Origin of the sequence: Spirosoma aerolatum (assembly GCF_002056795.1) — a bacterium.
GTDB classification, from domain to species: domain Bacteria; phylum Bacteroidota; class Bacteroidia; order Cytophagales; family Spirosomataceae; genus Spirosoma; species Spirosoma aerolatum.
In genome coordinates, this window is record NZ_CP020104.1 from 908,653 (window position 1) to 925,281 (window position 16,629).

Consider the following 16,629-nt stretch of genomic DNA (forward strand, 5'->3'; position numbering starts at 1 on the left):
ACAGCCCCTGTCAGTTGACAGGGGCTTTGTTTTACGTCCAGTTATACCGATCTACAAATCACTGGTGAAGTATATACCTAAAAAACGCCCAACTCAATATGGTTGGGCGTTTCTAAGATTCCTCTATTTAACTAATGTAATGCCTAACATACGTAGACGAATAGGCATCAGATTTCATCGTGTTGCGGTTCGTATAAAAAAGTAACATCCCGCTAATTGGTGGCGGGATGTTGACTGCATTCTCTTCTTAACTTAACTATAACGTTCTTTAACTGCCTTTGCCCAAAAAAAAGGATTAATACCTGTGAACGGGTAATCCCGATAAAAATTTCCGGTTTATTCCCTTATGGCTATCCGTAATTTTAAAATACTACCATGAATGGACAGGTACATAAACCTAAGTATGGAAACATTTTGGACTATTTAAGATAATACTTTAGGCGTCTAGTGAGGAGGGGAAATTAAAAACTATATTAAATATGAATATATAAATGCATGTAGTAAAAGTAAGCTATTAATTAGTAAAATAGTCTACTTTGTTACTAATTAGTTAGATTTTTGCCTAATTTGTTATTGATTGTAGTTGGGTGTGAACTCGGCTGCAAGCTCTTATGGGTTAGATTTAAACGCTGGTACTTTTAGTGCCAGCGTTTTTGTTACCTGAGGGCCCTTTTTTGAGTCAAAAGGGTAGATTGATAATCTAACCCATAAGAGCAGTCTTGCATTGACCCATTCTCTATAAAAAAAACCGCTAGTGACTAGCGGTTTTTTTTATAGAGAATGGGTCAGCTATGTGAGCACGTTTCGACCCTACTTAGCCGGCTTTTTGAAAATGTTTTCGTCTACCGGACCATTAACAGTAATCTTTTCCGTCGTGAAGGTTAAAGCGCCTTGTGGTGAGGCCATTTCCATCGTATTGGCGAACTTAATTCCGTCTTTGTCTTTGTAGTCTGAAAAGGCAATTTCGGCCGTTTGTCCATTCATCGCCATTTTGACCTTATTGACCAGGTAGGTGTTCGCATCCAGAAATTCGTCGACGGTCTGCCCTTCTTTAGTTGTTACCTTCAGGTGATAGGCATCTTTACCATCTACTTTCTCTTTACCAATCAGCTCGACCTGATTGCCTTTGGTTTTGTAATTGACCAGAGCACCGAACGGGTCAAGCTGGCCTTTTGAGCTTTTCAACTGATCGGCGGGCATCTCTTCTGGATCGCCGGTGCCACCCATCATGGCCGGGCGCACCATCCAGCCAGTGGTGCCGTCTACAACCTGAATCATCGAGTTGCCCATTACCGACGTTTCGGTCCGCATGGATTTGCCAACCACAATAGTCGACTTGCTGGGAATTTCCATGCCGTTAATAGCCATCGAGCGTTCGATATACAGCGTTTTGACGTTGCTCAGTTTATCCAGCCCCCCCAGCGCGGCTACGTGTTTATCGACCAATTCGTCGACGGTCTGAGCCTGGGCAAAGCCAGAAAGGCAAAGGGCGAAGCCTAGAACCAGGAATTTGTTGGTTTTCATGTTGCGGAATTAGGTTAAAATTTTAGTTGGCAAATAGTAACTTTTATGTGGGATTTTCAACAGTTAAGGGCGAGACTGGCCTCCTCCTGGCGTACCACCCGATTGGGTCTGACCGCTTCCATCGCTTTTTACGTCGTCGTTATTGACCGACTTGGCTTTCTTGCGAGGAGCGTCCATCGTCATTTTGCCAATCTTGAGTGTGAAGGTAAGACGGACGCCCCGATTATACATATACACATCGTTGACCTGGCTAAATAAGGGTGAGTTCAAGGTTGTATGAATATTGAAGCGGTTGTTGAGGAAGTTTTCGGCCGCTAAACCCAGACTGGCTTTTTTGTTGTTGAACTCCTTCTTGACACCAATCGTGTAGAAACCGAAGCCACCCTGACGGCCCTGCAACTGAACCTGCGATCCCTGTAGGAACCCAAATGCCTGAGCACCCCAGCCATTTTTGAAGGTAGCGTTCATAAATGTACCGCCACCGATGTTCATACCACTGTTCGTGATTTCAGACGAAGCTCCGTCCAGCCCTGTAGACTGCCCCGTCAGGCTTGTGTAGAAAGCGTTCAGAAATAAGCCAATGTTGATTTTAGAGGTAGCGGCTACGTTGGCAAACAGGTTGGTGCCATAGGCATGCTGACGGCCAATGTTCTGATAGGTTGTGACAATGGCACCTTTGATCGAGTCGGATGGTGAGCTAACCTGCGTGATGGCGTTGTTGGTAATGCGGCCGAAGAACGTTGCATTGATAAACGTTTTGCCAATGGTTTTACTCACACCCAGTTCGGCGTTGTTGGTCAGTTCAGGTTTCAGTTTAGGATTGCCAAGTGTAATGACCTGAGGGTTCGCAGCGTTGAAGTTGGGGTTCAACTGTTGCAGACCGGGACGCTGAATCCGGCGGTTAAAGCCGAGTTTAAACGTCGTTCCTTTGATCGTCTTGGAGGCATTCACGCTAGGCACCAGCACACCGTAGTCGCCTACGCCCAGGCTACCGCCTTCGCGGGTGCTGGCATCGATGAAGGTGTGTTCATAACGTACCCCACCTTTCAGCGTATAGCGATTTTTGGTGGTGTAGGTATACGAGGTATACCCCGCAGCAATGTTCTGATGGTAGGTTAGTTCGCCCAGTGTATTGTTCGACTCCGTAGTGAATTGCCCCGAAGGCCCCGCAAATAGGTACTTATAGTCGCTGTTGACTTCCCGAAAAATGGCTTTGCCGCCAAACTCCAGCAGTTGATTTTTCTTGATCGGGGTCTGATAATCAGTTTGCAGCGTAAACTCCTGGTTTACGTTCTTATTCAGATTCCGCTGACGGCCCGATAAATCACCAGTGCTGCCGAACAGATTCGCATCGAAGTTGTTGGTCAGGTCGTTGCGGCTGTAGAGGGTCGAAATGCTCCATTCCTGCTGGGGTTTGAAGGTGTGCAGATAATCGATGTTGGCGTCTACTGTACCCGACAAATTTTTGGCATCGACGTTCCGGTTGGTACTTGAGTTGAGCGAGCCGTTGTTGAACAGTTGGGTAACCAGGTCCTGCTGGTTGGAGAAGTTGCGGACCCCATACCGCACACCGGCCGTAATGCTCTGATTTTTAGCCAGATCATAATCGAAGCCCAGGTTATACTGGCCAAACAGGCCAGAGCTGTGTCCATCACCACTCTGGCGGGTCAAGGTCGTTACACCACCCGACTGGCTAGTCTGATCAAGATTGGTTTTCGTGATGGTATTGTACATGGCCCGGCCAAAGCCGCCCAATGTGAATCCGGCTTTTCCTTTCCGGTAGTTCCCATTCAGGGATAGCATAGAGCCCCGGTTACCAACCCCCGAGTCGATGTTGAGATTTAACCCTTGCAGGCTGTTCTTTTTGGTGATGATGTTGATGATACCCCCCGAACCTTCCGCATCATACTTGGCAGATGGACTAGTGATAACCTCGACCGTTTTGATCTGATCGGCTGGAATTTGTTTCAGCGCGTCCGAAACACTACTGGCAACAATCGTAGAAGGTTTGTTGTTGATCAATACTTTGATATTCTGGCTACCCCGTAATGACACGTTACCGTCCAGGTCTACGGTCAGCATTGGTACTTTACGCAGAATGTCGGTAGCATCACCACCTTTGGCCGTAATGTCTTTATCAGCGTTATACACCAGCCGGTCTACTTTCTCTTCGATCACGGCGGCCTGACCGACGACCGTTACCTCTTCCAGCGTTTTGATACTGGACGATAGTTTGATAACACCCAGATCCAGCGTTTGACCGTTGGTCAGGGTCAGGTTAGAAATGGTTTTATTGCGGAATCCGACGAAACTAATCAGCACCTGATAATCACCGGCTACCAGTTTGGTTAGAGCAAATTTTCCTTTTTCGTCGGCAACGGTACCATCGATGGCCTTGCCGGTAGACTTATTGTAAAGGGCGATGCTGGCAAATTCAACGGCTTTGGCCTGGGTTGAGTCTACTACCGAGCCGATAATTTTAGCGCTCCCTTTCGGGCTTTGATCGCCAGCCGTACCGGGCAATGCCTTAGATTGGGTAGAGCCACCCATCATCGGGAACTGGGCCTGGGCTGGGGTTAGCAAACTGCCAACCCAAAAAAGAAGAGCGGTTAAGAAGATGTTCGTTTTCATAGCTTTATTCTGACATAACAAAGGTCAGTCATGCTACGAAGCCTTAAAAACAAAAGTGGATGAAGTGGCTATAAGGCCGGATGGACTAGTGTTTATCGCTGATGAATGAAGAGGGTGAGGCTGCCCTACTGACCTCAGTACAGGTTTTAGGGCCATAATCGAAAGCTAAAGGCATTTAGGAAACGCGTTCGTTTCGTTTATCCGTCAGGCCTTGTCGGTGGGTGGAGCGTTCAGATTTAGGGCCGATTCATACATTATCCGGTGAAAATGACGAAATTACCGGCGAATTAAGTGCTATTTGTGAAATCGTTACCAGCCATCGGTTTTTTGATCCTCCTGCTCTATCATTGGTTAGGGTTGCCTTTGGCTGTGCTAACGTTTGAACAAAGCTATCAGGAAGTCTCGCAGCGGTCGGCAACCGATGAGTTTAAACTGGTCAAATTGCCAATATCCTTACCCTACACCGCAGCCTGGGAAAACCCGGATGGGCAGGAGGGGCTCATTCAGGATGGAGATACGTTTTACAACATCGTTCAGCAGCGGTATGCAAATGATACCTTGTATACGTTGCTCAAAACGAACCAGAACGCCAGAGAACGATTTTTTGAACTGGCTGAACAATGGCAGCAACTTAGCGATGACCAGAATGACGCTCAATCGCCTTTGGGTAGACTGCTTAAACTGATCAGCGAACGGCTAACTACTTACCTTCCTCCTTTTTTCTGCCAACTCGATCAACCAGTGGTACGTTCGTTGGCGTGTGTGCTACAGTTTCCGAATATGCTGGCTGCCCGGTACCAGCTAGACCGGTCGCCTGTTTCGCCCCCTCCTCAAGCCTGACTTCGATTTCCGGGCTGTTTTCAAGTAGATTCCAACGCTTCGTGAGTGGGTATTGGCTAAGTATATCCGTCAATTCGTGTTTGACGGATGCCCATCGTATTCTGTGTCAGGAAGCTAGGTGTTTTTGCGCCTGAAATCGTCTTGTGTACAACAGCCAGACGGAACTAGTATCGCGATCGTGTGCCCTTCGAATTTCCGGGTGTCAGTGAGGCAAGCTATAGAACTGGCTAATCGGCCAGGCTGTAGGAGTTTACATGCTGGTGCCCCTGTAGGACATCCATTGTCGACCTTTCTAAAACAATCAGTATAATCATTTACTATCAGAATCGGCACTGCTTTTGTACAAGCCACCAAACGCCTTTCTTCTGATAATTAGCTATTTAGATAAACATTGATTTATGAAGCAATTTTCAATTGAAGCGAATCCATTCGTTACACTTGTCCCTACCACACGTCTGATCGTTGGGATGGTACTGGTGTCGGCTTCACTGTTTGCTCAGCAACAAAAATCGGCAGGCGACTCGGCTCGCCTATTAAATCCTGTTACCGTAACGGGCAACCGCTCCATCGTTATACAATCCTTACCAAACGTCCATGGAACCTACCTGATGGGAGGAAAGCGTAGTGAGGCCATCCGCATAACTGAAATCGATGCTAATGTCGCGGAGAAAAATCCCCGGCAGATCTTCGCCCGGATTCCGGGGGTATTTGTCTATGACATGGATGGGACTGGAAATCAGATCAATATTTCTACGCGGGGGCTGGACCCTCACCGTTCCTGGGAAAATAATATTCGCCAGAATGGTGTCATTACAAACTCAGATATGTATGGCTATCCGGCCAGCCACTATTCACCGCCCATGGAAGGAATCGAACGAATCGAACTAGTCCGAGGGACGGCTTCGCTGCAATACGGGGCACAGTTTGGCGGGATGCTTAATTACATTACCAAACAAGCGGATACAACGCGTCGGTTCGGCTTCCAGACTATCAATTCCATTGGATCGTACGGACTGCGGAGTACCTTTAATGCCATTGGCGGACGGATAGGTAAATGGACCTATTACGCCTATTACTATCGTCGTCATTCGGATGGCTATCGTCAAAACAGCGGTACCGATGCTCAGTCTCAGTTAGGCCGAATCCAGTTTCAGGCGACACAGCGGCTCAGCCTGACGGCCGAACTGGGCCGATCTGCCTACATATACAATATTCCCGGCCCGCTGACCGATGCCATGTTTGCGCAGGACCCGCGTCAGTCGACCCGTAGCCGAAACTATTTCAACCCCGATATTTACATTCCATCCTTGAAACTGGATTGGCGCATTTCGGATCGAACCAGACTTTTGTGGACTACGTCGGCGGTGCTGGGCAATCGTAATAGTGTTCAACTGGATGCCTTTGCTACGGTTCCCGACACGATCAATCGGGTAACGGGGCAGTATCGGGCACGCCAGGTCGATATTGACAACTTTAACAGCTATACGACCGAAGCCAGGCTGCTACATCAGTATAAACTAGGGAGCCTGAACGGAGCGTTGGCCGCTGGTGTGCAGTTGATGAATACCGATTTGCATCGTCGGCAATTGGGTGTAGGAACAACAGGGAGTGATTTTGACCTGACCCTAACCAGTCCATTTAAGCGCGACCTGCATTACCGAACGAAGAACATGGCCGCTTTTGCCGAAAACCAGTTCTACCTGACCAATCGGCTCATGATTGCTCCGGGCATTCGGATTGAGCATGGAAAAACGGAAATGCGTGGCATAATCAGTTACTACGACGCGTCTAATTTGCCAACCGACATTAGCCACCATTTTGCCTTACTGGGTATTAACGCCGAATATCGACTCAGCAATGCGGTAAAACTCTATGGAGGTTGGTCGCAGGCGTATCGCCCCGTTGTGTTCAAGGATATCATTCCGGCTTCTACGTATGAGCAGATCGACAAGCACCTGAAAGACGCCTATGGCTACAATGCCGAAATCGGTTTGACGGGGCGCTGGCAGGGGATGCATGTAAATCTGACCGTTTTTGACTTACTCTACCGAAACCGATTGGGTACGTTGTTACTGACAAATACCGATGGAACCAGCTATATCTACCGGACCAACATCGGGGATAGTCGGAGCACCGGCGTCGAAGCGTTGATAGAAACACAACTTCTCCGCACAACCAACCTGTTGATCAGTGGCTTTAGCTCAACGGCCTATAACTATGCCCGGTACATCAATGGCCGGGTTTCGGCCGGAACCGAGAACCGGACCGTAACGGGCAATCAGGTAGAATCGGCCCCTCGCTGGACGACGCGCAATGGTCTCACTGCTCGTTATGGTACGGCAAGTCTGACGCTCCAGTATAGTTATGTGGCGCGGACGTTTTCCGATGCGTTGAATACGCCGACTGCTTCGGCCAACGGAGCTATTGGACCAGTACCTGCTTATAGCCTTTGGGATTTGAATGGCACCTGGCACATCAAACGGCTGGTAACAGTGCGTGGAAGCATCAATAACCTACTTAATACGCAGTACTTCACCAAGCGTCCGACCTTCTATCCAGGGCCCGGCGTATGGCCATCCGATGGCCGAAGCGCCGTACTGACCGTTGGCTTGAACCTCTAACCAACAAATCAAATTCCCCGCCTGCTTGCCGTATTATGATACGGCAAGCAGGCGGGGAATTTGATTTTCCAGGCGGTCTATCAACAAAGGTGTATTCGATTGCCTATCCTGTTGTCAATACTTCAACGTTCAACAGCTGAAGAATCTGACTATCATTTTAAACGCTCTTTCATCTTGTCGGACACGTTACTGATCCTGTCACTAGCTTACACTGAAATAGGTTGTCAGATTTCACCCAAAATCGACCGCAACAGCGGACCGTAACCATACAAGACCACATTCGCGACCTGCTGATGGGACCGCCGAAGCGGTCGCTTCCAGTTCAGCGAACAACTCCGAAAGGCCGCCGTTTTTCGTATCCTCTTTGGCGGTGAAGAAGTAAGCCAGGTGATGGAAGACTTAGGTATTCACAGTTGCCATACCTTGCGCAGTTTGGCCCAACTTTATCGTCAGAAGATGAAGACGTACCCCCATGAAGCAAACACAAAAGCGTGACATGGCCGCCTTAAAACAGCAAAATGAGGAGTGAGCTTTTGTGATGTGTGTCATTTGGGGGCGAATTGTGAGACATTGATTTTTTACTATCTGTCCAATACAATCAGTCGCATACGCACTAACCAACTACTGCTTTTTTCTGCAAATCATGAACTAGTTGTCATTTTATAAAGTTACTTAATAAGTTTACTTTATTAATATGGCCTCATCACCACAAAACGACCAAGAGTTATCAACCGAACTACGAATAGTAGTGACCCGGCTTATTAAAAAGCTACGCAGTGAGTCGCCAACTCACGCCAAGCTATCGCTTACCGAACGGTCGGTCATTAAACTGCTCGATAAGCAGAAAGAACTGCTGCCCAGCGAGATCGCCAGGACAGAAAAAGTGACCATGCAGTCGATGTCGCAGATTTTGAATCACCTGCTGGCGCTTGGTTATATTACCCGTACCCCCTCCCAAACCGATAAGCGTAAAGTGGTGATCTCCCTGTCAGAAACCGGTCAGGCCATTTTACACGCTGTTAGAAATGAAGTTGACGAGTGGTTAAATAAAGCCATACTGCAAACCTGCTCCGCCGAAGACAAAGCGATCCTGCGTCAGGCATTGGTCCCGTTGAGCAAACTGGTGGAGGTTGACTGAAGCTGGTTTGAAAAAAAGAAGTTTAAAACTTTTGCAAACAACCTACTCATCGAATTATGAAGTGATATCGCTATGTAGCTGCGTTTTTTGCCGGTGCTTTCCTGGCCAACGCAGTACCTCATTTTATTCAAGGTATCTCTGGCGATCCGTTTCCATCTCCCTTTGCCAAGTCACGGGCAAGGAGATTTCTTCGCCTAAAATCAATGTTTTGTGGGCCTGTTTTAATCTGTTTATCGAGTACTTATTACTTCAGGTAAGTAAGACATCTCCAAAGAACAATCTGTTGATGTTCCTGCTGTTTTTGGGTATTGTGGCTATGTCGGTGATGGCAAGTAGTTCATTCATGGTCAAGATGAAACCCTGACTCTCAGGTGCTATTGACAGGTATTACGATAAACTCACGTTATGAAAGTAAGCACATTCACCGCGTTTAAAAGTCGGAATTACCGACTTTTTTTTGCCGGCCAATCCATTTCTCTGCTCGGCACCTGGATGCAAAAGACGGCGGTAAGCTGGGTAATTTATTCGCAGACTCATTCCAAGCTGATGTTAGGCATGAGCGTGTTTGCTACCCTGTTTCCGTCAGCTTTATTAACACCTTTGGGCGGTGTTTTCTCCGATCGATATGATCGGTACCGGGTTCTTTTACTCACGCAGGTTTTATCGATGGTGCAGGCGGTTCTGCTTACGGTTGTGGTCTTCTTCAAGAACTATGCCGTTTGGGAAATCATTCTATTGAGTGTCGTATTGGGTCTGATTAATGCGTTCGATGTGCCCGCTCGTCAGTCGCTGGTTTACGAACTGGTCGATGACAAAAAAGATTTACCGAATGCCGTGGCGTTAAATTCATCGATGGTCAATTTATCCAAGTTGATTGGCCCGGCCATTGCCGGCATTGCCATCGAAAAACTAGGCGAGGTGGTCTGTTTTGGGCTGAACGCTGTCAGCTTTATAGCCGTCATTAGCTCCCTTTTGCTCATGAAACTGCCCAAATATGTACCAAGACTGCATAGGAAGAATATATTAACTGAATTGGCAGAGGGATTCACATATGCCAAAGAAACAGCATCCATTCGGTTTATCATGATCATGCTGGCGATGGCCAGTCTATTGGTGTTGCCCTTCACCAGCCTGATGTCCGTTTATGCAAAGGATGTATTTCGGGGCACAGCCTCCACCTTTGGCCTGCTCGACAGTGCCATCGGGCTGGGAGCCTTTATCGGCGCCATTTTTCTGGCTTCCCTAAAGCCGGAGCGCAACCTGAGCAAGGTACTGGCCGTCAACACCTTTGTTTTCGGGGCAGGGCTCATCTTGTTTTCCTACACGAGCTGGTATCCACTAGCGCTGCTCTTTTTGGTAATTGGCGCATTTGGGATGATGTCGCAGATTACGATCAGTAACACGCTGCTCCAAACTCAGGCAGCTCCTGCCATGCGAGGTCGGGTTATGAGTATGTTCGTCATGGTATATGCTAGCGCCTTACCAGTTGGTAGCCTGATTGTCGGGACTATATCAGAGCACGTTGGTGTACAGGCGACTGTACTAGGCGAAGGCATTATGGCCTTGGGGATTGGTGCGTTGCACCTCCGCCATCGACAAAAAATCAGTCCCTCAAAACCAATCTCGCCCCTGCCTGAAAATCTGGCACCCGAAGTGGCAGTGGCGCCAACAGCCTGATAGATGAGTTACTAGCTTAAAGAATAAACGTTAAACCTAAAAATCACATGTTCTGGTATCACTATGTTGCCTGCTTTTTTAGTGGTGTATTTTTGACGAATGCCGTTCCTCACTTTGTACAGGGAATTTCGGGTAATAAATTTCCAACTGTTTTTTCCAAACCCCGTGGGCAGGGACTGTCATCTCCTTTTCTCAATATTGCCTGGGCCTGGTTCAACATCCTGGTGGGTTATCTGCTCCTTCTTGCTGGCCAGTTGTCCAATCAGGCCCCTTTAACCGTCGTCTTCTTTTTATTAGGCATGGCCCTGGTGAGTTCAAGGCTTAGCATCCGGTTCTCAGCCAAGCGCAAAGAATAGGTAGACCATCACGATCACTTGCCTAAGAATCATCGTATGTTACGGATAGCCGTTGACAGGCATGGAACCAGCCAGCCAATTAAAGGCCCTATGTATCGATAGGTACAATTTACCCGTCTCACATGAGAGCAAATTGTGAGACAGTTTTACTATCTGTCAAACGCCATCCGTCGCATACGAAATACTATTTGGGATAATACATGTGAAAAGGATTGCTCAGTAAAGTAACTGTTGAAAGCCCCGTAATCAATGAATGACCACTAAACACGGTTAGGGTAGTCCGTTCAGTTATTAGGTAAGTTCAATTAAGTGGGGTAACGAACAATAGCTACTTTTGAGTATGAATCCGGATCGCAACAACACAGATGAATCAACCCTACCCTTATCCTTGGGGGCTTTACTGGGCCGGGTAGGCCGACTAATCAGCAACCAGTTGACCGACGATTTTGAGCGGGCTGGGTATTCGATCACCGTCGAGCAATTTGCCCTCTTGGTACACCTTTGGCAACAGGACGGGATAACCCAACAGGAACTCGGCCAGCGGGTAGCCAAACATAAAACCAGTATTAACAGCCTGATCAACAACCTAGAGAAACGCAATCTGGTTAAACGAATCGAGGATCCCACCGATCGACGCATCAATCAAATACGACTCACCCGGCAAGCCTGGTCGCTACAACAACCGCTCACGGCTATCGCCTGGGCAACGACGAAACATACCGTTCAAGGAATCGATGAGCAGGAGCTGGCTATCTGTCGAAAAGTGCTGTTACAACTGGTAAGTAATCTCAATAGGCCGTCAGATCTGTAGATAAAATAGTTTTAATTAAAACTATTTTATCTACATGTAGTTTCAATTAAAACTAATAAAGCGAAACTGCTTTCGATGCCACAGTACCGAGGTGACGCTGAAACCCGCGGGTTTAGAAAATTGTCCTGTATCGGCAAATCCAATAACGACGGGGTGCAAACGTTCATCTGAAAAACGCGATCATCGATGAGAGTTAAGTGAAAAACCAATGAATAAGCGTTATGAAAGTAGTCATTTTTGGCGCCACGGGCCAAACCGGGCGTGAACTCCTGCAACAGGCCCTCAACCGCGGCCATTACGTAACGGCCATTGTTCGTGACCCGGCCGCTATCGTTCTGACCCACCAGCGGCTGCACGTGACAGTCGGTGATGCACTAAAACCCGATTCATTTGCCCCCGCCCTTGAGCAGCAGGATGCAGTGTTGTCGGCCATTGGCATCAGTAGCTTTTGGGCTTCGCTTAAGCCTATGACCTTTCACCGTCAGTCAGCTCAAAACATCGTCGCCCAAATGAATAGAGCAGGGGTTAAGCGATTGGTCTGCCTAACCAGCGTGGGTGTACTCGACAAACCGGTCGGCCCGTTGTTCTATCGCTGGCTGGTGAAGCCCCTGCTTCGACATAAATATGAAGATATGCGGCAGATGGAGCAGATTGTCCGGAAGAGTACGCTGGAGTGGACAATTGTGCGGCCGTTTCGATTGGTCAGCGGTGAGCGAACCGGACACGTTCGTGTGGGTGTATCCGGCACGCTGGACAATGCCGGGTCAATTTCACGAGCCGATTTAGCTGAGTTCATGCTGGGGCAACTCGAATCAGAAGCTAATTGGCAACAAACGATAGCGGTTGCCTACTAGTCATAAACGGAATTAGTCAGCCTTACCAATCAGTATCATGGCCGATTTAGTGCGAATTTCTGCTTAAAACCAAGCGCGGGTCAATAACATCAGCCTGACAAAAGTGGGGCTACTAACGGGCCTTTTCCTGAGCGGCAAATAGTCGTCTCACGCACTCGGCCCCATTGCGAGTCTGGTGGCTGGGGGCATTTCCCGCAGTATAGATTGACAACACGTTACCGAGTACCTCCATTGGACGAATTTGGCGGCTTTCGAGCAGAGTTTACAGACCGATGCGTCCAGACCATGGTCGTTTAAAGCAGTTCGAAGGCTTGGTAGTCGTGGCCTACCATAAAGCCATCCAGGAGGGTAATAAGCTTTTAGAAGTGTTGCAATTTGAGTCGCTTAGTCAATTTAAAGCGGTGGCTGCTAGCGCGTTGGGTGCCGCCCATCTGGTCGTCGGACTGCTGACCATGCCGTGTTTAGGGGCCACTCGGTACGAACTATTGGTTACCTGGTTTACTGATGATGGGCATAGCATTCCCTTTATTCATTTTAAATATGGCTTACTGGGGCAGCTTTTTAGTAGAATCGTTCAGAAACTTTTCCACTAGCTCTATCGTCAAATGTCCCGATTGGTACTTGGCCATGCGTGCTGTTTTTACGTGGATCAGTGGGGTGGGGGTTTAGCTACAACTGCTTTTGGGTTAGGGCTACAATCGGCCGGGTGGTTCAAAATCGGCGCTTGTCAGGTTTATATCCTTTTGAGTCTAGTGCTAGTACGTCATTCATTGGTATTACCCCTGGTAAACACTTGAAGCGGGCTATTCGTATTACCAATTATGATCACGGATGTGGCCTTTTTCTGATGAAGTTGCACGATCGATTTCGCTTCTTTATCGGCATTCAACCCGTTAAGGTTGTCAACCATAAATCCACCACGTTTATCGCCAAGTAATAAGGTGCCTTTTGAGGCATCATACCAGCCGCCGATAGTTTCTGAGGCATAGGAGTTACCGATGAGTAAAGCGTCTTGATACCCATCCCTATTAAAATCATCGACCACAATACCGTATACAGGACCAAATTGGGCTTCCACAGGAAGCGGATGCGCTTTAAACCCATTACCAACGTTTTCGTAGTACATGCTGCGAAATTCTGTTGCTTTTAAATGGTAGGCCGAATTGCGTTCCTCTTCTGTAAATGATTCGTTGAAGGTCGCATTTGCATACGTATCGAAATTGGGGAAACGACGTTTCATCGATGGGATCTGCGTCGTTAACAGATCGCGTGTTTGGCGTATCCACCGCTGTCGATCATTGTAATAGGTTATGATAGGATCGATACGCCCGTTTTTGTCAAAATCGGCGGCAAATAACTCAATCGGCTGTTCGGATGATGCTTTGTATTTGGTATTCAATCCCAGATTTCCGGCTATCAAATCCATATCACCGTCATGATCAAAATCGGCAGTAGCGAGCGTATTCCACCAGCCACTTGAATGAGCGAATGAGTGGATGAGCGAATGAGTGAATTGCTTGCCTGTATTTTTTAGTATAGTAATAGGCATCCATTCGCCACAAAGCGCTAAATCTTGTAAACCATCTTTGTCTAAATCGGCCCATATAGCTGACGTAACCAGCCCAATGTTTTGTAGTTCAGGAGCGACCTGCGCTGTTATGTCGATAAATCGACCATGCTCGTTTTTAAGCAGAAAACTGTTGACGGGCATTGGGTATTGACCTGGAATCAGCCGGCTACCTCGAAACAAATCCAGATCACCATCATTATCAAAATCACAGGCACTAATGCAGGAGCCGCTACTGTTGATTAGGGGCAATGCCTGTTTGGATGGCGTCAAATGCCCCTTCCCATCATTCAAATAAAGCCGATCCTGATAGGCGGCTGAAGGAGCGTTGGCATGGCTTCCTCCGCTGACTACGTACAAGTCCTGATCCCCATCCTGGTCCGCGTCGAAAAACAAAGCGCCTGTCTCTTCCTGATTGGCTTCTTTCTGAAGTTCCTTTTTTGCAAAACGACCAGTTGACTGCTGGAAGTACAGATAACTTTTCTGACCAAAATCTGAACCAATGTAGATATCCTCCAATCCATTTCCATCCACATCGGCGACCGCCATAGGTGGGCCATTCTGCGAGTGCTTATGAGGCAGTAAAGGGGTCTGTGCAAAGTCATTAAACTCGCTCTCGGCATGGACGTAATCCAGCCCTAGATCAGTTGCTGGTATCTCTTGAAAATACGTGGGTGTTGAAAAACTACGTGGTTTGTATTTTCCAATCGGATCATAAACAACACGTAACACTTGATTGGGCTTTACAGTACGTAGCACCTGATAGGTACCATCATTCCAGATGATCTCCACCGAATCGATAGTTGACGTGGCCCCCAACCCAAAATGCAGATACGGCTCCACTGACGATACATAACCACGCGTCGGATTAAATTCGGCTGTTTGTGTATGATTCCCGGAGTAGACATTCACCCGCGTTCCCTGCGCTGGATTCCGCTCAAGCGCCAGCCGAAGCCACGAATTTACGTGTTCTTTACTGTCGCTATACTCTGCAACCTGCGCTGTACCATTTTCATAGACAAAGGCTTCGTCATCGATGGCGTTAATGACTATGTCCAGATCCCCGTCATTATCCAGATCGGCGTATGCAGCCCCATTGGAAAAATTTGGTGCGTCGAGACCCCATTGCTCCGATACGTCCTCAAACGTCAGATTGCCTTCCGCTCCTCGATTTCGGTAGCAGAAATCAGCCAGTTTCACGTCAGGAAGTTCCAGTAATTTTTGGTAGGCTTTTTTATTTTTCTCCTGCTCATCACCAAAACCTCCGGCATGTAAATCGGCCAGATACGTAGTAAAATCCAGATTCGTTACATCTCGTCGATAGCCATTGGTAATCAGTAAATCGCGATAGCCATCATTGTCAAAATCGGCCAATAGGGGTGCCCAGCTCCAATCGGTTTTATCGACACCCGCGAGTTGGGAGATTTCAGAGAAGGCTCCCCGCTCCCCGCCCAACTGCAAAGTATTGCGCATGTATTGTGGTTGGTAACCCATTTTCAAATCCATACGAAACCGGTCGTAATTGTATCCGGGCAGCATCATTTTCTGACGCTGGTTCGTATTGGGCAGCATGTCAACGACCATAATGTCGGGCAGCAAATCATGGTTGATATCAGCGATGTCGACGCCCATCGCGTTATGAGACTGGTGCTTCAGATAATCAGCTGCTCTATTGGTAAACGTACCATCCTGATTATTAATCCATACCAAATCATTCGACAGAAAATCATTCGCGCAGTACACATCCTCCCAGCCATCACCATTCAGATCCGCAATGGTAATACCCAGTCCATACCCTTCTGTCAAGATGCCAGCCTCGTGGGTAACGTTTTTAAAGAGTGAAAGAGTGAACGAGTGAATGAGCGAATCTTTAGAAAACGCTCTTTCACTCTTTCGCTCTTTCGCCCTTTCTGCGCTCATGTTCCGGTACAACCGATCATTACCAGGAGCTTCCCCATTCATCATTTTCGGACGCAGGGCGTTTCGATTATAGCGGTCAAGAGCGTTCGTTAACACATAAGCGTCCAGGTCACCGTCGTGGTCGTAATCGAAAAAAGCAGTTTGGGTGCTGTAACCCATGTCGTTCAGCCCATATTCACGGGCTTGTTCCCGAAATCGAACAGGATCGCCTTTTTTCTTCGTCTGGTTGATAAACAGCAGATTAGCCCGCTTGGTCGTGTCTTTGTCGTAACCGGCCACACTCACATAAATGTCCTGCCAACCGTCCTGATTCAGGTCGACGATGGTAACGCCCGTGCACCAGGCATGCGTTGTTACGCCCGCTGATTCCGTTACGTCCTCGAAATGCAATGGTGTTTCTTCATCTTTTCCTTTACTCAGATATAAGCGCGAAGAAACCTGATTACCCGTAAAAAAAACATCCTGCCAGCCATCATTGTTGAAGTCGCCAATACCAACGCCCCCGCCGTTGTAGAGGTATTCAAAGCGTAGAATATTCACCGAATCCGATTCCTGTATCCGATTGTTGAACGTGATGCCCGTTTGCGAAGAAGGGAGCTGACGGAATCGTTTTGGCGTCGGTGGGTTGTGTCCGACGGCCCAGGCCAGGGAGGCTACCAGGGGGATCAGGAGTAATAAAAGTCGTTGCAT

11 protein-coding genes are annotated in these 16,629 nt (G+C 47.9%); 8 read left to right on the top strand and 3 right to left on the bottom strand.

Going from position 1 to position 16,629, the window contains the following annotated elements:
* Positions 1-810: 810 nt before the first annotated feature.
* Together B5M13_RS03775 and B5M13_RS03780 are read right to left on the bottom strand one after the other, a co-directional pair.
* Positions 811-1,524, bottom strand: coding sequence for a LolA family protein (locus B5M13_RS03775; protein WP_080054370.1), 714 nt, complete (start codon positions 1,522-1,524; stop codon positions 811-813).
* Positions 1,525-1,587: 63 nt separating this feature from the next.
* Positions 1,588-4,155: a TonB-dependent receptor domain-containing protein gene (locus B5M13_RS03780; RefSeq protein ID WP_080054371.1), complete on the bottom strand. Its 2,568-nt coding sequence runs from the start codon at positions 4,153-4,155 to the stop codon at positions 1,588-1,590.
* Positions 4,156-4,455: 300 nt separating this feature from the next.
* Here B5M13_RS03780 and B5M13_RS03785 point away from each other — a divergent pair, with 300 nt between their 5' ends.
* From B5M13_RS03785 to B5M13_RS03825, 8 genes are all read left to right on the top strand, one after another.
* A complete protein-coding gene (locus tag B5M13_RS03785; protein ID WP_080059782.1) occupies positions 4,456-4,995 on the top strand; it encodes a hypothetical protein in 540 nt (179 codons plus the stop codon).
* Between the two features lie 398 nt (positions 4,996-5,393).
* A complete protein-coding gene (locus tag B5M13_RS03790; RefSeq protein ID WP_080054372.1) occupies positions 5,394-7,616 on the top strand; it encodes a TonB-dependent receptor family protein in 2,223 nt (740 codons plus the stop codon).
* Positions 7,617-8,310: 694 nt separating this feature from the next.
* Complete coding sequence (locus tag B5M13_RS03795) at positions 8,311-8,754, top strand: MarR family winged helix-turn-helix transcriptional regulator (RefSeq protein WP_080054373.1); 444 nt, start codon at positions 8,311-8,313, stop codon at positions 8,752-8,754.
* 405 nt (positions 8,755-9,159) lie between these two features.
* On the top strand, positions 9,160-10,431 hold the full coding sequence (locus B5M13_RS03805; RefSeq protein WP_080054374.1) for an MFS transporter: 1,272 nt from the start codon (positions 9,160-9,162) through the stop codon (positions 10,429-10,431).
* 47 nt (positions 10,432-10,478) lie between these two features.
* Positions 10,479-10,787, top strand: coding sequence for a hypothetical protein (locus B5M13_RS03810; RefSeq protein ID WP_080054375.1), 309 nt, complete (start codon positions 10,479-10,481; stop codon positions 10,785-10,787).
* A gap of 340 nt (positions 10,788-11,127) precedes the next feature.
* Positions 11,128-11,598: a MarR family winged helix-turn-helix transcriptional regulator gene (locus B5M13_RS03815; protein ID WP_080054376.1), complete on the top strand. Its 471-nt coding sequence runs from the start codon at positions 11,128-11,130 to the stop codon at positions 11,596-11,598.
* A 221-nt stretch (positions 11,599-11,819) separates the two neighbouring features.
* Entirely contained in the window at positions 11,820-12,452 is a 633-nt protein-coding gene (locus B5M13_RS03820; protein ID WP_080054377.1) for an NAD(P)-dependent oxidoreductase, read from the top strand.
* 272 nt (positions 12,453-12,724) lie between these two features.
* Positions 12,725-13,045 carry a hypothetical protein gene (locus tag B5M13_RS03825; protein ID WP_080054378.1) on the top strand — a complete coding sequence of 107 codons (321 nt, stop codon included), beginning with the start codon at positions 12,725-12,727 and terminating at the stop codon, positions 13,043-13,045.
* Between the two features lie 170 nt (positions 13,046-13,215).
* On the opposite strand, the gene B5M13_RS03830 is transcribed toward B5M13_RS03825, so the two are convergent.
* On the bottom strand, positions 13,216-16,629 hold the full coding sequence (locus tag B5M13_RS03830) for a VCBS repeat-containing protein (RefSeq protein ID WP_080054379.1): 3,414 nt from the start codon (positions 16,627-16,629) through the stop codon (positions 13,216-13,218).